Origin of the sequence: Confluentibacter flavum (assembly GCF_002843175.1) — a bacterium.
GTDB classification, from domain to species: domain Bacteria; phylum Bacteroidota; class Bacteroidia; order Flavobacteriales; family Flavobacteriaceae; genus Confluentibacter; species Confluentibacter flavum.
In genome coordinates, this window is the sequence record NZ_PJEO01000031.1 from 23,867 (window position 1) to 45,625 (window position 21,759).

The 21,759-nt window shown below is 33.9% G+C and carries 21 protein-coding genes and 1 tRNA gene; 14 read left to right on the forward strand and 8 right to left on the reverse strand.

The features are described from left to right. Nucleotides 1-21: 21 nt before the first annotated feature. Genes CSW08_RS09260 through CSW08_RS09270 form a run of 3 tightly spaced genes read left to right on the forward strand, consistent with a single transcriptional unit; the run spans nucleotide 22 to nucleotide 2,601 of the window. Nucleotides 22-555: a hypothetical protein gene (locus CSW08_RS09260; protein ID WP_106659611.1), complete on the forward strand. Its 534-nt coding sequence runs from the start codon at nucleotides 22-24 to the stop codon at nucleotides 553-555. Between the two features lie 50 nt (nucleotides 556-605). Next, a complete protein-coding gene (locus tag CSW08_RS09265) occupies nucleotides 606-1,676 on the forward strand; it encodes a substrate-binding domain-containing protein (protein ID WP_157831454.1) in 1,071 nt (356 codons plus the stop codon). Further along, nucleotides 1,666-2,601: a hypothetical protein gene (locus CSW08_RS09270; RefSeq protein ID WP_106659613.1), complete on the forward strand. Its 936-nt coding sequence runs from the start codon at nucleotides 1,666-1,668 to the stop codon at nucleotides 2,599-2,601. Before CSW08_RS09265 ends, CSW08_RS09270 begins: the two co-directional genes overlap by 11 nt. Before the next feature lie 263 nt (nucleotides 2,602-2,864). Here the strand turns inward: CSW08_RS09270 and CSW08_RS09275 are convergent, their stop codons facing one another. Both CSW08_RS09275 and CSW08_RS09280 read right to left on the reverse strand, forming a co-directional pair. Further along, nucleotides 2,865-4,103, reverse strand: a complete 1,239-nt coding sequence (locus CSW08_RS09275) for a site-specific integrase (RefSeq protein WP_106659614.1) — start codon at nucleotides 4,101-4,103, stop codon at nucleotides 2,865-2,867. Between the two features lie 225 nt (nucleotides 4,104-4,328). After that, nucleotides 4,329-4,403, reverse strand: a tRNA-Pro gene (locus tag CSW08_RS09280). Between the two features lie 321 nt (nucleotides 4,404-4,724). Here CSW08_RS09280 and CSW08_RS09285 point away from each other — a divergent pair. From CSW08_RS09285 to CSW08_RS09315, 7 genes are all read left to right on the forward strand, one after another. Continuing rightward, complete coding sequence (locus tag CSW08_RS09285) at nucleotides 4,725-7,016, forward strand: TonB-dependent receptor domain-containing protein (protein WP_106659615.1); 2,292 nt, start codon at nucleotides 4,725-4,727, stop codon at nucleotides 7,014-7,016. A gap of 37 nt (nucleotides 7,017-7,053) precedes the next feature. Continuing rightward, a complete protein-coding gene (locus tag CSW08_RS09290) occupies nucleotides 7,054-8,175 on the forward strand; it encodes a PQQ-dependent sugar dehydrogenase (RefSeq protein ID WP_106659635.1) in 1,122 nt (373 codons plus the stop codon). A 6-nt stretch (nucleotides 8,176-8,181) separates the two neighbouring features. Further along, complete coding sequence (locus CSW08_RS09295; protein WP_238987236.1) at nucleotides 8,182-8,577, forward strand: c-type cytochrome; 396 nt, start codon at nucleotides 8,182-8,184, stop codon at nucleotides 8,575-8,577. Between the two features lie 223 nt (nucleotides 8,578-8,800). After that, nucleotides 8,801-9,406: a uridine kinase gene (gene udk, locus CSW08_RS09300; RefSeq protein ID WP_106659616.1), complete on the forward strand. Its 606-nt coding sequence runs from the start codon at nucleotides 8,801-8,803 to the stop codon at nucleotides 9,404-9,406. Between the two features lies 1 nt (nucleotide 9,407). Then, a complete protein-coding gene (locus CSW08_RS09305; protein WP_106659617.1) occupies nucleotides 9,408-9,731 on the forward strand; it encodes an FtsB family cell division protein in 324 nt (107 codons plus the stop codon). Between the two features lie 41 nt (nucleotides 9,732-9,772). Then, on the forward strand, nucleotides 9,773-11,134 hold the full coding sequence (locus CSW08_RS09310; protein WP_106659618.1) for a methylmalonyl-CoA mutase subunit beta: 1,362 nt from the start codon (nucleotides 9,773-9,775) through the stop codon (nucleotides 11,132-11,134). Nucleotide 11,135: 1 nt separating this feature from the next. After that, the gene (locus CSW08_RS09315; RefSeq protein ID WP_157831455.1) at nucleotides 11,136-11,774 is read left to right on the forward strand and encodes a hypothetical protein; all 639 of its coding nucleotides are present in this window, start codon (nucleotides 11,136-11,138) and stop codon (nucleotides 11,772-11,774) included. Nucleotides 11,775-12,010: 236 nt separating this feature from the next. On the opposite strand, the gene lipB is transcribed toward CSW08_RS09315, so the two are convergent. Further along, a complete protein-coding gene (lipB, locus tag CSW08_RS09320) occupies nucleotides 12,011-12,712 on the reverse strand; it encodes a lipoyl(octanoyl) transferase LipB (protein ID WP_106659620.1) in 702 nt (233 codons plus the stop codon). Nucleotides 12,713-12,836: 124 nt separating this feature from the next. Continuing rightward, nucleotides 12,837-12,995: a YqaE/Pmp3 family membrane protein gene (locus tag CSW08_RS09325; RefSeq protein WP_106659621.1), complete on the reverse strand. Its 159-nt coding sequence runs from the start codon at nucleotides 12,993-12,995 to the stop codon at nucleotides 12,837-12,839. 346 nt (nucleotides 12,996-13,341) lie between these two features. Between CSW08_RS09325 and lysS the strand changes: the two genes are divergently transcribed. The 3 genes from lysS to CSW08_RS09340 all read left to right on the forward strand — a co-directional run bounded on the left by lysS (nucleotide 13,342) and on the right by CSW08_RS09340 (nucleotide 18,096). Then, nucleotides 13,342-15,042, forward strand: coding sequence for a lysine--tRNA ligase (lysS, locus tag CSW08_RS09330; RefSeq protein WP_106659622.1), 1,701 nt, complete (start codon nucleotides 13,342-13,344; stop codon nucleotides 15,040-15,042). 60 nt (nucleotides 15,043-15,102) lie between these two features. Continuing rightward, on the forward strand, nucleotides 15,103-17,160 hold the full coding sequence (locus tag CSW08_RS09335) for an ATP-binding protein (RefSeq protein WP_106659623.1): 2,058 nt from the start codon (nucleotides 15,103-15,105) through the stop codon (nucleotides 17,158-17,160). Nucleotides 17,161-17,607: 447 nt separating this feature from the next. Then, a complete protein-coding gene (locus CSW08_RS09340) occupies nucleotides 17,608-18,096 on the forward strand; it encodes a hypothetical protein (protein WP_106659624.1) in 489 nt (162 codons plus the stop codon). A gap of 73 nt (nucleotides 18,097-18,169) precedes the next feature. Here the strand turns inward: CSW08_RS09340 and hemL are convergent, their stop codons facing one another. Genes hemL through CSW08_RS09360 form a run of 4 tightly spaced genes read right to left on the reverse strand, consistent with a single transcriptional unit; the run spans nucleotide 18,170 to nucleotide 21,504 of the window. Continuing rightward, nucleotides 18,170-19,456, reverse strand: a complete 1,287-nt coding sequence (hemL, locus tag CSW08_RS09345; protein ID WP_106659625.1) for a glutamate-1-semialdehyde 2,1-aminomutase — start codon at nucleotides 19,454-19,456, stop codon at nucleotides 18,170-18,172. A gap of 3 nt (nucleotides 19,457-19,459) precedes the next feature. Beyond that, nucleotides 19,460-20,281, reverse strand: coding sequence for a glucosaminidase domain-containing protein (locus CSW08_RS09350; protein WP_106659637.1), 822 nt, complete (start codon nucleotides 20,279-20,281; stop codon nucleotides 19,460-19,462). Between the two features lie 4 nt (nucleotides 20,282-20,285). Then, a complete protein-coding gene (locus tag CSW08_RS09355; RefSeq protein WP_106659626.1) occupies nucleotides 20,286-21,176 on the reverse strand; it encodes a 1-aminocyclopropane-1-carboxylate deaminase/D-cysteine desulfhydrase in 891 nt (296 codons plus the stop codon). Beyond that, nucleotides 21,157-21,504 (reverse strand): hypothetical protein, encoded by a 348-nt coding sequence (locus tag CSW08_RS09360; RefSeq protein ID WP_106659627.1) that lies wholly within the window; start codon nucleotides 21,502-21,504, stop codon nucleotides 21,157-21,159. The genes CSW08_RS09355 and CSW08_RS09360 overlap by 20 nt, the downstream gene beginning before the upstream one ends. Nucleotides 21,505-21,554: 50 nt before the next feature. On the opposite strand from CSW08_RS09360, the gene CSW08_RS18090 reads away from it, so the two are divergent. Next, nucleotides 21,555-21,716, forward strand: coding sequence for a DUF5522 domain-containing protein (locus CSW08_RS18090; protein WP_157831456.1), 162 nt, complete (start codon nucleotides 21,555-21,557; stop codon nucleotides 21,714-21,716). The last annotated feature ends 43 nt before the right edge of the window (nucleotides 21,717-21,759 follow it).

Genomic DNA, 21,759 nt, shown 5'->3' on the forward strand with positions numbered 1-21,759 from the left:
TATAATTTATGTATTGAAATTATGAATGAATTTACCTCTTATTTAAAAGTTGATTATCGAGAAGTCAGTCTGGAAATCATAATTAATGGTTTAAATGATGCTATTAACACTTTAAAAAAACAAATTGATGAAATACATTGGTATGATGGAGATTGGTTTATGGAAGAAAGTGAACCAATATACGGATTAGCATTTATTGCGTTTCAAAATTATATTAATGGGAGCATACAGGATTTTAAGGGAAATCTACTTAGTAAGCAAGAATTGTATAAAATTGAAAATAGCAAAAGTAAATATCCAAAAACAAAAATAGAATTGATAATTAGCCTTGCTAATTATACAAAGCATAAGGATGATGGAGTACCTCATAAAGGAACAAAAGAAGTTTTAGATTGCTTTAAATTGAACTACCTAAATGTAACATATTTAGATAAATCACCAATTTTTCAAGGACTTACTATATTGAATAAAAATTGGGATTTGTTTAAAATTAAAGCAATAGTTACAAAATGGAGAAAATTGCTCTGGAATCAAGAAATTGAATTGAACATTTAAAAAGGAAGTGGGAAAATAAAATATATGAAAAATTTAAGCAAGCTTGAACATTGAACATTTCACCTTACATATATGAACCTGAAAAAAGTATTGAAGTTTACAAAAAGACTTCCAAATACTTATTGGAGAATTCTACTATTAAGGATAAAATAGGTGAATTAGGTTGGTTCTATCATATAATTGGAATGACAATTCCGCAAAATTGGGACAATTTGTTCTCGGGACATATTTTTCCCTTTACAGAATCTTGGGAAGAACTTCAAATTTCTTATAATCTTATCTGTTTTGGATTATATAAACAAGCCTTTGTATCTTTAAGAAGTGCATTAGAATTGGGTATGTTGTCTGTTTATTACAATATCAATGATGAAGGACATAAAATGGTAAAGGATTGGCTTTCCTCTAAAGACTCTAACGATGCTAATACACCAAGGGCAGATGTAATTTGGAAAGTTCTTTTAACAAACGATAATATTAAAAAGTTCGACATTGAATATAGTTTAAAGAATAAATTTAAAGAACTCGAATTTTTACATAACTACGTTCATACTAAAGGGAATAAATACTCAAATAAACTTGGAAGATTTAAAAGTAATTCTCAGACTTTTGAACCTGACCTAATAGATTCTTGGATTAATACATATGAGAAAATTGCTTCTATTGTTTGTACTCTTCACTTACTTAAATATCCATTAGCAGTAGTAAAATATGACTATTCAAAAAAATTTGGAATTGATATTCCAAGTTTTGGTGGTTTAGAAACTTTTAATATCGAGAAAATAAGAAAAATTTTACCTGACCATTATGTGAGTAGTATTGAAAAAATTGCTGAAGATGATATTCCAACACAAGAAACTATAAGAGAAATAAAGTCATTTCCGGACAAAACTGATGAAGAAGTAGAAGAACAAGTGAGATTTATAGAAAAGATGATTATAGAAGGTTGTAGTTTCAAAAAATGGCTTAAGCAACAAAAAAAATTACTCATCTTATGTAATGAAAATGAATTTAGCACAGTGATGCTAAATCGTATAGAATATCTAAAAAAATGGTCAGTAGAAAATGACTTTTATGACAAGACAGTACTTGATAAGTATAGAAAAGAAGACAATGAATTTTAATTTAAACAAAGAAGTTCAAGTTAGCGAAACAGAACAGTTTAAAATATTTGTTGAGGAGTTTGATAAAAATATCGATTTCCTTGATGAATTTACCACTCTAATTAAGTGGAATAGTCGAATTATTTCATTTAGAACGGACAAAAATTCTTACTTTATTGACACAAATTTAATAGACAATTCAATTCAAACTTTGCGGAGCATAAAATTGTGTTGTTCAATTGGAAGTTTCTCAGACTCGAACACTTTAATTAGAAGACTAAGAGATGACTTACTTTTGTATATTTTTATTCTTGATATAACAAACCAAAGAAAAACATTTTTAGATGAAGATATAAAAAATCTGAACTTTGAGAATCCAGAAAGTTTTGTTAAAACATTTTCCAAAATTCATTTCAATCCTAATTTAACTGATAATGAAAAAGCAGTTGATGCTTGGCTTGGAAATAGAGTACAGGAACTTCCTAGAAATATTAAAATGAAACTTAGTTTTGAAAATTACATGAAATTCTTAAAGCAGAATGAAAACATTAGTAGAATACTTATAGACTATAATCTGAACAGTTATTGGAATGAATTAACAAAGAGATTGAATAATTATGTACATAATAACGGTAGAGAATTTACCAATCATAATTTGATTAAGCATAATGATAAAATTTTAAAAACATTTCTTAAGAATGTTAATATTAGAACGTCATACATAACATCTTTTTTTATAGTGCTGATTTCAATGGTTGAATCGGCTTTAATGTGTTCAACCGATACTATTGACCATTTAGATTGCGGAATTGAGCCACCTGAAGATTCTCAATATGAAATTGCTCCATTTATACAAACATTTATCGATGAAAAAGTTGCAAAACTGCATCCAGAACTGAAACAATATTTAATTAATAATAATAATTACGGAATGAAAATTAAATAATTCAATACACAGCCTCTAACTCTTTACGTAATTAATTACTGGTACTTGACGGCCTACTAAAATCTTTACGGATTTCTCTTCGGTTTGCATTTGCCAAATTAGTGCTTAAACTCTAAGCTTACACCAACATAGTGTGCAATAATGACCCTTTCTGCTTAAAGGCTACAGTTTTTATTAAATAATAATAAATACTTTTAATAGACTCTCGTTGCTCCTTGCGGAGTTTAATAAAAGAAAGTTTTTAAATCTTTAAAATTATTGATTTAATTAATTGCCTGACATTGTTCTTTTTTCGTTTCCAACCTTAATAATAGATTTTGTATATCCTCGCTTATCTTGGCCTCCACTACCCTTGCATAGATTTGTGTGGTCGATATCTTGGTATGCCCCAAAAGCTTTGATACGGTCTCTATGGGGACACCATTTGAAAGCATGACGGTCGTGGCAAAGGTATGCCTTGCCACGTGGAAGGTCAGGTTTTTGTGGATGCCGCAGTCCATCGCTATTTCCTTTAAATAACTATTTGTTTTTTGGTTTGAGCTTAAGGGCAATAATGTTTCCATTTGGTTGTCCTTGTATTTCTCCAGTATGTGCATTGCTGGTGGGAGGATGGGTATTTTAACCATTTCATCTGTCTTTTCTCGTTTGGTGAATATCCAACGCTTATTGTCAATACCTATGATTATTTGGTCAAGCGTAAGTTCCTTGGCATCAACATAGGACAGTCCTGTATAGCATGAGAAGATGAAGCAGTCCATGACCCTTTCCAAGCGTTCATTTGTGTAATGGGTGCTTTCCAAAAGTTCCAGTTCCCTTTGCGTTAGGTAGTGCCTATCGAACCTGTCATATTTAAGCTGGAACTGGTCAAAGGGGTTCTTTGGCATCCACTCCAATTTTACCGCGAGGTTTATCATTTTCTTGAACCGTTCCAAATGTTTCATCACGCCATTATTGGAGAGCATCAATTGTTTATTGGTATTCCTATAGCCTCTCAAATACTGTTCAAAATCCAAAATGAACCCATAGTTCAATTGTTTTAAATAGATATCCTTAACCTTTTGTTTATGGTTTAGAAATTTTTGTAGATACTTTTCTGTGGTGTAATAGTTTTTCATCGTGCCATGTTTCAGCACCGTGACCATATTGGTATTATGGTAGGCTATCAAGTCCTTTAAGGTCTTATGGGTATCGTCCTCTCCCAAGTATCTTGACTTAATTGTGTTGGCGGTCACTATTTTGGATTCTTCCAAAAGTTGTTTGTGGCAATCCAATAACCTGCTGTATTCTTGGTCAAGGTATTTGTTCAAGGTCTGTATGGGATAAGAGCTGCCCCGCCCCCTGTTTTTGGAAGAGTCCCAATTTTTTTGTTGGACATGTCGTTTTAGACTGATCTCGGAACGCTTGCCATTGACAGTAATACGTGCGTAAATGGATAGTTCCTGTGGCTTGCTTCGGGACTTTCTTGTGAAGAGAACCACCGAAAAGGTGTTGTTTGTTTGCATTTTAAGAAGCTTTCGTTAAACAATTATTGTCAAAAACAAAAGTCAAATCATTCTTAAATGTTCCTTAAAACTACAACAATTCCAGTAAATAAGTGTTCACCGATTTGCACACCTTTTATATGATTTCAATTGGTTTTATTTGATATCAAACAAAATGGCTAAAAACAAAAAACACTGATAATCATACGATTAACAGTGTTTTGATACTACCTATTTCTAGGTTCGTCGGGGTGGCAGGATTCGAACCTGCGACCTCCTGCTCCCAAAGCAGGCGCGATAACCGGGCTACGCTACACCCCGTAATGAACGTTAAGAAAATGTCCTGTGACATTTTAGTAAAAGGGCCAACTGGTGTTAGGCTCTTCCAACAACGTGTTCAATTCGTCTTTTTTGTTGCATGAAAAAATCAAATAAGTTAATTTTTCAAGTTCCAAAAACAAGTGTGCAAATATATGTAATTATTGATGTTTTGCAAGATGTTTTATTTTTATTTAAAAAAATAAACTCATCCTATTTTCAATAAGACCACAATTAACATTCTTTTATAGTAAATCAACAACAAGAATTAAATATTTAGTAATAGTTTTATGGCTTTATAAAAAACCAAACTAAACGCAAAAAATGAAATTTGTTTTTAAAACCATTTTAGTATGTATTATACTTCCAATTAATACAATTATTGCACAAGAAACATTTACAGGAAAAGTAATCGATATTGAAAATGGTACCGCCTTAACTGATGTAAGCATTTCCAGTGTAACAGATAATCAATCCTATGTATCAAATGCACAAGGCGAATTTGAAGTGCCACAATCTGGCAATTACATGTTTAAAAAGTCAGGATATAATCCCGTTGAAATCAACTTGAATGAAGGCTACCAAATCATTCAGCTTAGCATCAACCCTTCCGAACTTAATGAGGTTGTCATCAATGCCAATCAGCTACCAAAAAGATTAAAAACAGCTACATCGACAGTGAATGTTATTTCAGCAACCGATATTGAAAGAGCCAACAGCACCAATATAGCACCAACTTTAAGTCGTATTCCAGGTGTTTTAATGCAAACTGGGGCTCTTAATACCAATAGAATTACCATAAGAGGTGTTGGTTCTAGAAATCTGTATGGTACGGCTAAAATCAGGGCGTATTTTAAAGACATTCCTCTAACCAATGGTAGTGGAGAAACCAATATAGAAGATTTTGAACTTACATCCATTGCCAGAATGGAGATTGACAAAGGCGCCTCTTCCATTTACGGTGCAGGTTTGGGTGGAACCATTCACCTAACCCCACAAAATGCCTACTTAAACCAAACAAATGCCAACGGCGAATTTTCTTTTGGTTCTTTTGGGTTGTTCAAAGAGGTACTGAATGTAAACCATGGTACTTCCAAAAATAGTTTTAGGGCCATCTATAGTAATACCCAAAGCGATGGTTATAGGGATAATGGTGAATATGACCGACAAACATTTACCTTAACCACCAATCATTTTTTAAGCGAAAAAGATGAACTCACATTTTTAATGAGTTATGTTGATTTATTTGCTTACATACCCAGCTCCATAAGTCAAAATGCCTATATAAACAATCCTTCCTCTGCAGCATTTACTTGGAAACAAGCAAAAGGCTACGAAGATTCGCAACGTGGTATTTTTGGTCTATCCTGGAACCACGAATACAACGACCATTTAAAGCAAAGCACAAGTGTATTTACTTCCTTTTCAAATGGCTATGAACCAAGGCCTTTCGATATTCTAGAAGATGACGTATTTGCTTTAGGAATTCGCAGTAGGTTGATAGGCAATACAACATTATTTGATAAAAATTTAGATTGGACAATCGGTGGTGAAGTGTTTAGGGATAATTATAAATACGGCACTTACGAAAACCGTTATCAAGATTTCCCGGAAGGCACGGGCAGCGTACAAGGAGACCGATTGATCGATTTTAAAGAGGACCGATCGTATTTTAATGTGTTTATAGAAACCAATTATAGCCTAACAGAAAAAACCACGCTGTCACTTGGCTTAAATTATAATCAAACGTCATATGACCTTGATGATAGGTTTATGGTTTCTGATGAGGATCCAGACCAATCAGGCTCTTATGAATTTAATGGTATTTTGTCCCCTAAACTTGGAATTTCCCATCTTGTTTCAGATAATATTGCGGTGTATTCCGATATCAGCCACGGATTTTCTCCCATTACGCTTGGGGAAACCTTGATGCCCGACGGACAAATAAATCAAGATTTAAAACCAGAAACGGGTTGGAATTTTGAAGTCGGCACCCGAGGAACGGTTATCAAAAACAAATTATTCTTTAATCTGGCACTATACCGATTGGATATTAAAAATCTGTTGGTTTCAAGAAGAACAGCTTTAGACCAATATATAGGCATCAATGCTGGTAGAACCCAACACGATGGTCTTGAATTGGCATTAAATTATAACATATTCAATAAAGAATCGTTTACACTTGGCTCTTTTGTTAGTTATTCGCTAAACGATTACACGTTCAAGGAATTTGTAGATGATACAAATGATTTTTCTGGTAATGATTTAACAGGTGTTCCAAGCGATGTGTTTAATGCTGGTATCGATTTTAACTCCAAAATAGGATTTTACGGAAATATCAACTTTCAGTATGTGGGGAGTATCCCAATGACCGATAGTAACAGTTTATATTCAGATAATTATAAATTAACGAATTTAAAAGTGGGCTATAGATTAGATATAACCCAAAAATTAAAAACAAATATATTTTATGGTCTTGATAATATTTTTGATGAAAAATACGCGTCACAAGTACTTATAAATGCTCCAAGCTTTGGATCCACGCCAGCGAGGTATTATTATCCTGGCAATCCAGTGAATTATTATGCTGGAATTAATGTTAATTATAATTTCTAAGAAATTCTCACTAACTTTAGAAACAATATTATATGCTATGAAAAAACTTATTTTTATTATTCCGTTCATTGCAATAGCGCTTTCTGCATGCGCACAACAACCCGAATCGTCTGTTAAAGCCGAAGACCCTATTGCTCTTACCTATACTACTGAAGTGATAGTTTCAGACATCCCTATTGCTTGGGGATTGGAATTTCTACCAGATGGCAGCATGCTTATTACCGAAAAAGCGGGTGAATTGATTCATTTTAAAAATGGCGTAAAAACCAATATTGAAGGCGTCCCCGAAGTGTATAATCGTGGGCAAGGTGGCTTATTGGATGTTAAATTACATCCAGATTACAAAAATAATGGCTGGATTTATATCTCTTACGCATCGCCAGAAGGCGAAGGCACTGGTGGCAATACCGCTATTATGAGAGCTAAATTGAGTGGAAATTCGCTAACAAATCAGGAAGTTTTATACAAAGCAGGTCCGAATACCACAAGAGGCCAGCATTTTGGTTCTCGTATTGTTTTTGATAACGATGGGTATTTGTTTTTCTCTGCTGGAGAACGTGGTGACCATTTTGTAAATCCGCAAGACATTACAAGAGATAACGGTAAAATCTACAGATTGTATGATGATGGCAGAATACCTGAAGATAATCCCTTTGTAAATACACCAAATGCGAAAAAAGCTATTTATAGCTATGGTCATAGAAATCCGCAAGGCATGATAAAACACCCTGTTACTGGCGAAATCTGGGCACATGAGCATGGCCCACAAGGTGGTGATGAAATTAACATCGTACAGAAAGGAAAAAATTATGGTTGGCCTGTGATATCTTATGGTATTAATTATGACAATACCATTCTTACAGAAATAACCGAAAAAGAAGGCATGGAGCAACCCCTATTCTATTGGGTACCCTCTATTGCGCCTTCTGGCTTTGCGATGGTGACCTCTGATAAATATCCAGATTGGAAAAACAATCTTTTGGTTGGTTCTTTAAAATTTGGTTACGTGGAGCGCCTTGTACTTGAAAACAATAAAGTTGTGAAGCGTGAAAAACTTTTTGAAGGCATAGGGCGTGTTAGAAATGTGATGCAAGCACCAGATGGTTTCATTTACTTAGGTGTAGAAGGAAAAGGTATTGTTAAAGTTATCCCTAATTAGTCGTTGATGAAATTATTTTGGTTTATACTATTCTCGCTCACTTTCAATACCATCTATAGTCAGAATAAAGACCTAGATGAAAGCATGAAACGAGGAAGCGATATCTATCAAGATTTCTGCATAACCTGCCACATGGGCAACGGAGAAGGCCTCGCTGGGGCTTTTCCGCCTCTGGCGAAATCAGATTATTTGATGAACCATCGTGCAAAAAGTATTCACGCGATTAAGTATGGTTTGCAAGGTGAAATAACCGTAAACGGAAAGAAATACAATGGCTTGATGGCTTACCAAGGGCTAACTGACGAGGAAGTTGCCGATGTGATGAACTACATTACAAACAGTTGGGGCAATAAAAATAATATGATGGTGACAGTAAAGGAAGTTTCAGAGATTAAAAAATAATGAATATACCTTCATTAAGTTGTCATGCTGTCCCGATAGCTATCGGGATTGTTTCAGCATCCCATATCCATTGATAATCATCATTTTATTAATGAGACCCTGAAACAATCAGGGTGACAGTTATTATATAGTTAGTTAGCGACAATCATTAAAAAATAAATCCTTTTAAGATTTAAACTCACTTACTGTTTAACTAACTTTGTATGGTTCGTAAACCGTTTTTATGCTTATCATTGGTATTGCAGGTGGTACAGGTTGTGGAAAAACAACTGTTGTCAATCAGATTTTAAATGAACTTCCAGAAGGGGAAGTCGGCATTATTTCTCAAGATTCCTATTATAAAGACACCACGTATTTAAGTTATGAAGAGCGCATTACTATTAATTTTGACCATCCAAGGTCTATTGATTTCGATTTGCTTGAAAATCACTTAAAAGAATTAAAAAAAGGTAATCCCATACACCAACCTGTATATTCGTTCGTTAAGCATAATAGAACTGGCGATACCCTTGTAACGCATCCTAGAAAAGTCATGATTGTTGAAGGTATTTTAATTCTAACAAATCCAGAATTACGAAAAATGTTCGACATTAAAATATTTGTACATGCTGATACGGACGAACGATTGATTCGCCGATTAAAACGTGATATTTGTGAGCGTGGACGGGATTTAGACGAAGTATTAACAAGATACCAAAACACCTTAAAGCCCATGCACGAGCAGTTTATTGAACCCACTAAAGAATATGCGGACATTATCATACCAAACAATAAACATAATACGGTTGCGATAGATATTGTACGCTCCATAATACATCAAAAATTATAACATGGCATTTAATAAAAAAGCATTGCTAAAACCTTTTAAGAATATATTTGTTCTTATCCTGTTTGTGTTCTTCATTTGGATGCTGTTTTTTGATGCCAATTCCTGGCTAATCCACAGAGAGTTAAACCATGAAATTGATGATTTAGAAGCCCAAAAAGAGTACTACAAAAAAGAAATTGAAAAAGATAACAAAGCCCTAAAAAAGCTAAACAACGACGAAGGTTTGGAAAAATTTGCACGTGAGGAATACTATATGAAACGTGACAATGAGGAGATTTTCATTATTGAATATGAGGATAGTTTGAAAACGAAGGATGATGAATAGTCAATAATTAATAGTGAATAGTTAATAATTAATAGTGAGTAATGAACAATGAGTTATTTAATGAATTTACGCCTGTTACTTCCAAACAATGGAAACAAAAAATACAATTCGATCTTGCTGGAGCCGATTACAACAACACCCTAATTTGGAAAACCAATGAAGATATTTCGGTAAAACCGTTTTATCATGCTGATGATGTCACAGAACTTCCTGAGGCATCAAACACCAAAGCAACCCACTGGCGCATTTGCGAAACCATTTTTGTGGCAGATGTTAATAAATCAAACTTAAAGGCTTTAAAAGCCATTAAGAAAGGGGCGGACAGCATTAAATTCATCATTCCAAATCCCTCTGTATCCATTGAAGCCTTGTTAAAAAATATGGATACAACCGTTACGCCTATTCATTTGGAACTTCAGTTTCTTTCAGAAGATTTTCTTGTCATTCCCACGCAGGCTGGAATCTACATCCACACAGACATTATAGGCCATCTAGCAAGAAACGGGAACTGGTTTACAACTTTAAACACTGATTTTACCCAGTTTGAGAGCATTGTAAAAACAACAAACACGTTTAGTATCGATGCCTCGCTGTATCAAAATGCAGGTGCTAATATGGTACAACAATTGGCCTATGCGTTGGCACATGCTAACGAGTATTTAAATCGCTTAGATAACGTCATTGCGAGCATAGCGAAGCAATCTTTTACATGTATCTTCAACGTTTCCCTAGGAAGCAATCACTTTTTCGAAATCGCCAAACTAAGAGTTTTGAGACTCCTTTGGAAAACCTTGGCATCAGAATACAATTTCAATACAGATTGCCATATATACACAACGCCCACCAAACGCAACAAAACACTATACGATTATAACACCAATATGCTTCGCACCACCACCGAATGCATGAGTGCCATTTTAGGAGGCAGCGACACCATTTGTAATTTACCTTATGATGCTATCTACCATAAAGTGAATGCCTTTGGAAATCGTATGGCACGTAACCAATTATTAATTTTAAAGCATGAAAGTCATTTTGATAAGGTTAATAACCCTGCCGACGGTGCCTATTATATAGAAACAATTACCAATCAACTAGCCGATAAAGCTTTGGAATTATTTAAAAATATAGAGACGAATGGTGGTTTTTTAAAACAACTTAAAGAAGGGACTATTCAGCGAAAAATAAAAGAAAGTGCCGAAAAAGAACAGCAACAGTTTAACGCGGGAGACATTGTTTTAACAGGAACCAATAAACATGTTAATCCAAGTGATAAAATGAAAGATGAATTGGAAATCTATCCGTTTGTAAAAATCAGTCAGCGAAAAACCTTGATCGAACCCATTATAGAAAAACGATTATCAGAAACTTTAGAACAACAACGATTAAAAAATGAAACCTAAAATGAATTCAAAATTTAACCTTATTGTACTAGCACTTGTAGTTACATTATTCAACTGTAAAAAAGAAACCATCGTATCAATATCAGATTATAAATATGCTGATAAAGGCCTTGTACTAAACTGTGATGGTATGGATTCAAAACTCATCAATGAGGCTCTTTTTGCTTTTGAAGATGACATTAGTAGCTTTTATGGGAAAACGTCTCCTAACCCAAACTTGCAATTGGCTTATGCACAATTTATGCGTGATGCTTTGAGTGATAAAGCAAACTTTTCACAAATTGCAACGCCACATACCGTAGAAGTATTTAATGTTTTGAAAACCAAAAATGACTTGTGGAACATGAATAACTCTGCTAGTAACTTAGACTATAATAGCCCTTTTTTTAATTGTATCGCAAACAATATTCAAGACAAAAATTTAAACACAACACTTCACGCACTTATAAAAACAAACAGTATGAGCCCTAAATTATTTGGTGCTCCGTTATCGAGTAGATATGTGACAGTCTTGAATGACAAATATCTAGCGGCTTATTTCGCTTTCGATTTGTTTTATGCAAAGCTTTTTAAAGTGGATTTAACTCAAGTCAAAGAAAGAGAACCACAGAAAGTAGATTTTAACCTGCTACCTAAATAAAACCAATAATTATACCTAAGCCATTGAATTAGATGCTCATGTTCGTTAGCTTTAGCTAATTAGCAAATATATGGTCTACATAAAAGGATAAACTAACAGAGATTAAAAGAAGACGGAACTCTGACAATAATGGAAATTTAAAAAATAAAGTCAGTCCTTTGTAATGAAATATGTTGGTGTTGATAAATAAATATACGTTAACTAAAACGTCGTAAAAATAATTGCTTAGTACTTGCCTACTCAAAAAACTCCGCCTCAAAAAGTTCAGAAAAATACTTAATCAATTTTTCTTTAAGCTCAGTTTCATCCACTTTTTCCAAACCTAATTCCACATGAAGTGACGTCACAGCTTTACCTCGAATGCCACAGGGAATGATGTTATCAAAATAACCCAAATTGGCATTCACATTGAGGGCAAATCCGTGCATGGTGACCCAACGGCTAGCACGAACACCCATGGCGCAAATTTTACGGGCAAATGGGGTGCCTACATCCAACCAAACCCCTGTTTCCCCATCGCTGCGCTCACCTTTTAAACCATAGTCTGCAAGCGTAAGAATAATGATTTCCTCTAAAAAACGCAGGTATTTATGGATATCGGTAAAAAAATTATCTAAATCTAAAATAGGATATCCAACAATTTGTCCGGGACCGTGATAAGTAATATCCCCGCCTCTATTTATTTTATAGAACGTGGCACCTTTTTCGTTAAGTTGTTTCTCGTTTAAAAGTAGGTTAGACATATCGCCACTTTTACCGAGCGTATACACGTGTGGATGTTCTACAAATAAAAAATAATTGTTGGTTTCAATATGGGTGTCCTCTCGCCTATTCTTAATTTTAACATCAACAATGGTTTTAAACAACTGCTCTTGGTAATCCCAAGTTTGTTTGTAGTCTTTTAAGCCTAAATCTTGCAGTGATATGGTCTTATTCATAGACTGCAAAATTACGATTTTTTTGGGTTTGAAACGATATGTCAGTTCGAGTGTTTTTCTGAAATATCATGAAATAAAAATGTATCGAGAACATTACTATTTAAATGATATTTTGAACTACTAACTAATTCTTAGGATTATTAAGTATAACCAAAGCGGCAATAACCCCTGGTACCCAACCGCAAAGCCAAAGTAAAAAAACAATAATGATTGAACCACAGCCTTTATCTATAACGGCTAAGGGCGGACAAATAATAGACAACAAAACTCTCCAAATACTCATGATCTTTTATAATTGATTGATGATACTAATTGGACTTAAAAATACACATTTTGTTACATTTAATAGTCACTCATTATAAATCAAGAAGCGACTTTCCTTATAGTTAGCAGACTAAAAGTCTGCTTCGTGAAATTAGGAAGGCTAAAATTATAGAATTGCATATTCGTGATAATATGTGTAATTCGTGGCTTAAATTTTAGAATCTAAATCAAAGTACACTAAGGTATGTAGTTTTGACTGTTTTTGAGACTAATAAAACGACAAAAATCGTAATTCGTAAGTCGTAATTCGTAAATCAAATGTTTATCTTTGTGCCTTGAAAAAAATCACATTCAGAAATTAGAATATGTCGCAATTATCAGAACACGAACTTGTACGAAGAGAAAAATTAACAAAATTACGCGAATTAGGGATTAATCCATATCCCGCGAATTTATTTCCTGTGTCGCATAATTCCAAGCAAATTAAGGACGATTTTAAGGAAGGTGATTCTGTAATAATTGCTGGTAGATTAATGTCCCGACGAATTCAAGGAAATGCTAGTTTTGCTGAATTGCAAGATGGTGAAGGCAGAATTCAAGTGTATTTTAATAGGGATGAAATTTGCGCAGGTGACGACAAAACCAAATACAACGACGTTTATAAAAAACTTTTGGATATAGGCGATTTTGTGGGTGTTGAAGGCATTTTATTCACGACCAAAGTAGGCGAAAAAACGGTTAAGGTGAAAGACTTTACCTTACTTAGCAAATCGTTAAAACCGCTACCATTACCAAGAACGGATGCCGAAGGCAATGTACATGATGCTTTTACAGACCCAGAGCAACGTTACAGACAGCGTTATGCCGATTTAGTGGTAAATCCTCATGTGAAAGAGGTTTTTGTAAAACGCACAAAACTCTTTAATGCCATGCGTGGTTTTTTTAACGATGCTGGGTATTTTGAGGTTGAAACACCTGTTTTGCAACCCATTCCTGGAGGTGCCGCAGCGCGCCCGTTTATGACGCACCATAACGCATTGGATATTCCATTATACATGCGAATTGCCAATGAATTGTATTTAAAACGATTGATTGTTGGTGGCTTTGAAGGTGTCTATGAGTTTTCTAAAAACTTTAGAAATGAGGGCATGGACAGAACGCATAATCCAGAGTTTACGGCTATGGAAATTTATGTCGCCTATAAAGATTACAACTGGATGATGGATTTTTGTGAGCGCTTATTGGAACATTGTGCGGTGGCTGTAAATGGAACCACTATAGCTACTTTTGGAAACCATCATATTGATTTTAAAGCACCGTATGCCAGAGTGACTATGGCAGATTCTATAAAACAGTTTACCGGATTTGACATTACAGGAAAAACGGAAGATGAAATTAGATTTGCTGCCAAAAATATGGGTATCGAAGTAGATGATACCATGGGAAAAGGCAAACTGATTGACGAGATTTTTGGTGAAAAATGTGAAGGCAACTACATACAGCCCACGTTTATAACCGATTACCCAAAAGAAATGAGTCCGTTATGTAAAGAACATCGCGAAAATCCTGAATTAACCGAGCGTTTTGAGTTGATGGTTTGCGGTAAGGAAGTAGCGAATGCCTATTCCGAATTAAACGACCCAATCGACCAACGAGAGCGTTTTGAACACCAAATAGAATTAGCCAAAAAAGGTGACGACGAAGCTACTGGTGTTATTGATTACGACTTTTTACGAGCTTTGGAATATGGTATGCCTCCAACATCGGGCATGGGGATTGGTATGGACCGATTGATTATGTTTTTAACTAACAACCAATCCATCCAAGAAGTATTGTTCTTTCCTCAAATGCGCCCAGAAAAGAAAGCCGTTGCCCTTAGTGATGAAGCTAAAGTTGTTTTTGAATTATTGAAAAAGGCTGAAAAATTAGAACTTAACGATTTGAAGATTCAATCTGGTTTGTCTAATAAAAAGTGGGATATTTCTATTAAAGAATTAACAAAAAACAATCTTGCGAAAGTTGAAAAAGTAACTGATGGAAGTCTTTTTGTGGCAATTATTGTTTAATATTTTTAAAAATCGTCAGAATTACAGTACCTTTAGGTGTAGCAACCCTAAATTACTGCAATGCCAAAAGGTTTTATTAAAAAAAGATTTTTAAATTTCCTGCCTATCACCTCTTTTTTGGTTCTTGTAACATTAATTCTTATCCTATACAAAATATCTCTAGATAGACATCATTCTTTAATAAAAGCCCAAGTCTATGAAACTGGTGCATTGTTGTCAAAAGAGTTTAAGTATATCATTAATGGAGATATATCCAATCTTGAAAATCTTAAATACAGGTTAGAGTTTACAAATGGCAGCTATTATGAGAACTGGGAACATGATGCCAATTTATTATTAAAACAAAATGCCTCTTTTATATTTATTGAATGGATTGATAGTTTAATGGTCATCAAAAAGATCAATCCTTATAAAGGCAATGAAGAGGCCCTAAACTTAGACATATCAAATCTTGATTACAGAAGAGATGAATGGCTTAAACATGCCGAAAACGGCAAAACCAATATAACATCCTGGATAAAACTAACACAACAGGGACACTCCTTTCTTGTTGATGTCCCTGTGTATTTCAATGATCGGTTTCAAGGGACCATTACAGCAGGTATGGATTTCAGTGTAAACTTCAATAGGTTTGTTGATTACCTAGAAAACCAATACAGTATTGAACTCTACGACGATAAAGGAAATTTATTTTATGATGTAAATAGAGGTATAAAACTCAAAACTAAAAGGGAAATTGTTTATACTACAACAGTAGAAGTAGATGAATCTGACAAACAAACATGGCGCTTAAACGTATTCCCGACAGAACAATTACTATTGACAGAAGCATTATATATTAAAAATATGGCCCTTATTGTTGGTTTGTTTTTATCTATTGTTGTTTCCCTTCTTGTCCATTTTTATTTAAAAGCAGAAAAAGGCAGCATACTTGCAAGGAAATCCAATTTAGCTTTAAAAAGAGCCAATAAGAACCTTAACAATGCCCGAAAAAAAGCAGAAAAAGCGTCACAAGCAAAAACAGATTTCCTGTCGAATATGAGTCATGAAATAAGAACTCCTTTACACGCCATTCTAGGATTTATTCAACTATTAAAAAACAGTAAACTAAACAAAACTAATAAAGAGTACATCAATTTAATGGATATGTCTTCCAACAACCTTTTAAATCTTATAAATGATATTTTAGATATAGACAAAATAGAATCTGGTAATATTGAGTTAAACGAAATGGTATTCAATCCTTTAGAGAAAATAAAAGAACTAATAGAGATTAACCAATTTCTCTTCTTGAAAAAGAACCTATATTTAAAAACAAATTTTGAAAATACATTAGCTGTAAATGTATTAGGCGATCAAAACAAATTGCTTCAAATTGTAAGCAACATCCTTAAAAACGCCTTAAAATTTACCAATAAAGGAGGGGTTGTATTGACGTATAGCGAAATAGAAATGGAAAATGAGTTACAAACACTTATTACTATCGAAGACACGGGAGTTGGTATTCCTGAAGATAAAATTGACACTATTTTTAACAGGTTTACCCAAATTGATATCAGCACAAAAAAACAATATGGAGGTAGTGGCTTAGGATTGGCTATTTCTAAACATTTAGTAACCATGATGGGTGGAGAAATAACTATTGAAAGTGAACTCAATAAAGGCTCAAAATTTAAAATATCCATCGCATTTAAGATTGCCAAAAATCAGGAAAAGGAAAATTTATCAGTCGTTAAAAAAAATATCAATCTATCCGATTTAAAAGTTTTAATAGTTGATGATAATAATGTCAATATCATCGTTCTAAAAAAACTTCTTGAGAGTATGGGTGTAAAATCTGATACAGCAGCAAATGGGAAAATTGCTTTACAAAAAGTAGAACAAAAAGACTATCAATTAATTTTTATGGACATACATATGCCAGAAATGGATGGTTTTGAAGCAACAAAATTGATCAGAAATCAAAATAAAGAAGTTATTATTTTTGGTCTTTCGGCCAATGTAACCACTGAGGCCATCAATAAAGCCATCTTTAGTGGCATGAACAATTACCTTCCCAAACCATTTGAAAAAGAACTTCTATATAAAATGTTACTTTTTCATTTCAACAAAAATTAATTCTATTGTCTGTTGTCTGTTTTCACAAAAAAACCCCGTAATTCAAGAATCACGGGGTTTTTACTAACTAACCAACCAAACTTTACTAATCTACTATTAAACTAAATAATTTTATTAACTATTCTATGTTTTAAATAAATTACACTACAAATAGACGTAATAAGTTTCATGTTCTAAAATGAATTTAGAAATGTTTAACATTGCTCATCAAAACTTTACATTTTTTTTAAGACAAAAATTTACAAGTGTTAAATTCTTTAAGGAATTATCAATTATTTGCTTAATGTTCTCACTATTTTTAAAGAGCATTTTGGCTGAAACAACCTCATAACATATCCAATTTAAAAAAGTTAACGCGTGTTAATCAATAGTTAAAATAGTAACCCTTATTAAACCTTTATAAATTCATGAAGTCATATTAGCAAACAAACCCATAAAACAATAAGCATGAAAAAGGCACTATTAATCTTAATAGCTTTAATCTCGATTGAAGCTATTGCACAACAAAGAATGGAACGTCCAGATAGAAAAGAAATGGCTCAAAATATGAGTGCATTAACACCAGAAGAATCTGCTGAACTGCAAACCAAAAGAATGACTTTACGTTTAGATTTAAACCAATCTCAACAACAGGAGATTTATAAAATAAATTTAGAAAACGCTAACAAACGTAAAGACATGATGACTGCTCGCAAAGCTAAAAGAGCAAGTGGAGATATGGAAAGACCTTCTAAAGAAGAACTTTTAAAAATGACAAATGAAAGGTTAGACCATCAAATTGCCACAAAAGCGAAAATGAAATTGCTATTAGATGCTGAGCAATACACAAAATGGGAGAAAGGCCAATCTGAAATGACAAATGGATTTAAAAAAGGCATGAAAAATAAAAAACGATTTTCCCAAGACAGAACCTCTCTTAATAAAAAACGATTTTAAATTGAGTTATTGATTTTAGTTAGATTCTAGTGATTAGTGATTAAAGCATTTCCTATCGGAAATGCTTTTTTTTTTATAAAGTCTTAGCCACATTATTAACAGCATTAATAGTAAAATCTAAATCTTCATAAGATAGCGCATCTGTGATAAACCAAGTTTCAAAAGCGCTAGGTGCAATATAAACGCCTTCATGCAATAAACCGTGAAAGAACTTTTTAAAAGTATCATTGTTACCATTAGCAGCCGTTTCAAAATCAACAACAGCATCTTTGGCAAAGTGAACGGAAATCATAGAACCAACTCTGTTTATGGTGTGAACAACCTCGTTTTTATTCATTACATTAGCAATCCCTGTATGTAGATATGCCGTTTTTTTATTCAATCGATTAAAAACCTGGGCATCCTGATTTAATTGTGTAAGCATAGCCAAACCTGCCGCCATGGCTAACGGATTTCCACTTAGTGTTCCTGCTTGATAAACAGGTCCGCTTGGTGCTAAATAATCCATTATTTCCTTACTAGCTGCAAAAGCACCAACGGGCAACCCCCCACCAATAACTTTTCCGAAACACACGATATCCGCTTTAATATTATAAAGCTCTTGGGCACCACCTTTAGCCAATCTAAAACCAGTCATCACCTCATCAAAAACCAATAATATGTTATTGGCATCACACAAATTTCTTAATGTTTGTAAAAACCCTTCATTTGGAGGCACACAACCCATATTACCAGCAACAGGCTCTATAATAATACAAGCAATTTCATTGGGGTTGGCTTCAATTAATTGTTTGACGTTTTCAATATCGTTATACTTCGCAAGTAAGGTGTCTTTTGCCGTGCCTTTTGTAACACCGGGACTATTAGGTGTTCCAAAGGTGCTAGCACCACTGCCTGCTTGGATTAAAAATGAATCGCTATGTCCGTGGTAACAACCAGCAAACTTGATTATTTTATCTTTATTGGTGTAACCTCTTGCCAATCTAACGGCACTCATACAGGCTTCAGTTCCTGAGTTAACAAAACGAATTTTATCAATATTTGGCACCATAGAAACGGCTAATTCCGCTATTTTGGTTTCAATTTCTGTAGGCATACCAAAGGATGTTCCTTTTTTTGCTTTTTCTATCACAGCATCTACAACGGGTTGGTAAGCATGACCTAAAACCATAGGGCCCCAAGAATTGATATAATCAATCAAACGGTTACCATCTTCATCATATAAATAAGCACCTTTTGCCTCTTTTACAAAAATGGGAGTCCCTCCTACGCCTTTAAAAGCTCTTACCGGTGAATTGACACCTCCTGGAATAACGCGTTCTGCCTCAGAAAATAAGGCACTACTTCGTTTATAAATCATAAATTATAGTGGTTTTATTAATAATTCCTGGCCGATGCTCAATGCATTGTCTCTCAAACCATTCATATCTTGAAGTTCTTTAACCGTCATATTATATTTTTTAGAAATAGAATACAATGTATCTCCTTTTACCACGGTATAGGTTGTATTTCCCGTTCTATTTGAAGCAACCGTTTCTTCATATTTATATCCAACGACGGCTTCATCGAATTTATCTAAATCGTAGCGTTCTATTAAACTAATTAATTTGTCTGGATACTTTCTATCGGTTGCATAACCTGCCGCTTTTAATTCCTTGGCCCATCCTTTGTAATCATTCTTCTTCAAATCAAACAATTTTGAATACCTTGATCTAGTAGTTAAAAACAGAGAATGATCTCTATAGGAATATTTGGCATCTATATATTTTCGGAAACATTCTTGGGATGCATCATCATCGTGATGAATTCTATCGCCCGTCCAATCGTGACATTTAATTCCAAAATGGTTATTAGCTTCTACAGAAAGTCTTCCTTTACCAGAATTAGATTCTAAAATACCTTGCGCTAAGGTGATACTAGCAGGAATGCCATACAAACGCATTTCTTCTTGGGCTATCGCACTAAATGTGGCTATATAATCTTCAGTAGAACTTATAGGCATATTAGTTTCTGTGGTGGTGGTGTGTTCTTGGGGTTCTCTAATTACAGGTTTATCCTCAGACTTTTCCTGAATGACAACACGCTCCGTATTGGTTTTTCTAGGATCCTTTTTTCTAGCTGCCTCTTTTTTAGAACCACAACTAAACACCATACATGCTACTAATATAAGCACTACTTTGTTCATATCTTTATTCAATTAACGGTAAGTTTTTTTGTTTTAATAAATTATTCATGCCTTCTATACCTTGCAATCCGCCCGTATGAATGGCTAAAATTCTTGACCCTTTTGGAAAATAATCTTTTTGAATTAAATCGAAAATTCCAAACATCATTTTTCCAGTATAAACGGGGTCTAACGGAATATGTTGCTTTTTTTTAAACTCATTTATAAAACGAATTAACTCTAAATTAATTTTAGCGTACCCTCCAAAATGGTAGTTCGTTACTAGTTCCCAATTATGTTTCGATACAAATTTACTAATATCTTCTTGTAAAAAGGAACCTTTTAAAGCCGGAAAGCCTAAAACTTGTTGACTAGGTTGTGAACAATTTATGAGTCCGCTCATAGTCCCACCCGTTCCAACAGAGGTGCATACATAGTTAAAATCTACATCCGTTTCAGTTAGTATTTCTTCGCAACCTTTTATTGCCAAAGCATTGGTACCACCTTCGGGAATGATGTAATAATCTTGATATTTCTCTATTAATTTGTCAGTTCTATAAGCTTCCCTAGTCATAAATTTAAATTGCATACCATGCTTCTTTGCAAATGAAAGCGTCGCATTATCGTCCACTTTATCTTTTAGCTCGTCGCCTCTAATGATGCCCAAGGTTTCAAAACCAAACATGTTTCCTGCAAAAGCCACAGCAGCGATGTGGTTTGAATATGCCCCACCAAAAGTCAGCAGTTTTTTATATCCTCTTTTTTGTGCTTCTTCAATATTATATTTTAATTTTCTGTATTTGTTGCCAGATATGAATAGATGGATTTGGTCCTCGCGCTTTAAAAATAATTCAACTCCATAATGAGAAGGTAAACTAATTTGCTGATTAACGCTTTTATGTAATTGGAACATCATGGTTGCTAATATACTTTAAAAAACACCAAAAAGGTCTGTGTCTTAGGTATGCTAAATTGGATTCGTTATTATAAGCCTCACGCTCAAACGAAATATTTCGGTAAGCCAAATGCCATCTTTTATATTGATATAATCTCACTAAAAACTCAATACCATAAAACACATAAAAGGGAACAATCAATAACTCTAGTTGCTGCCTTAAATGAATTTTTTCATGGTTCAACAAACAAGTATCTTCCTTTAAATATGTATGCTTCACAAACACAAATGGGAAAAACGCAAAGCCTGTGTAACCTTTGGGCACTAAATATTTAGAAACTATAATCATACGTTAACACGCTTAAAAAATAGTCGAATTTACATTATCTTTGTTATATTATGAAGAAAATAATACCTGTTGAAGAAGGTGATTTTTATCTAACGCCAGAAGGTTATAGATGTTTTACGGAACAATACCTTTTAAAACGAGGGTATTGTTGTGAAAGTGCTTGCAGGCATTGTCCTTACGGCCATGATAAAAAAAATAGTTATAGAAATTAGATTCGGAATCTCCTAAACCCCTGTCAGTTGGTATGATTCTTGA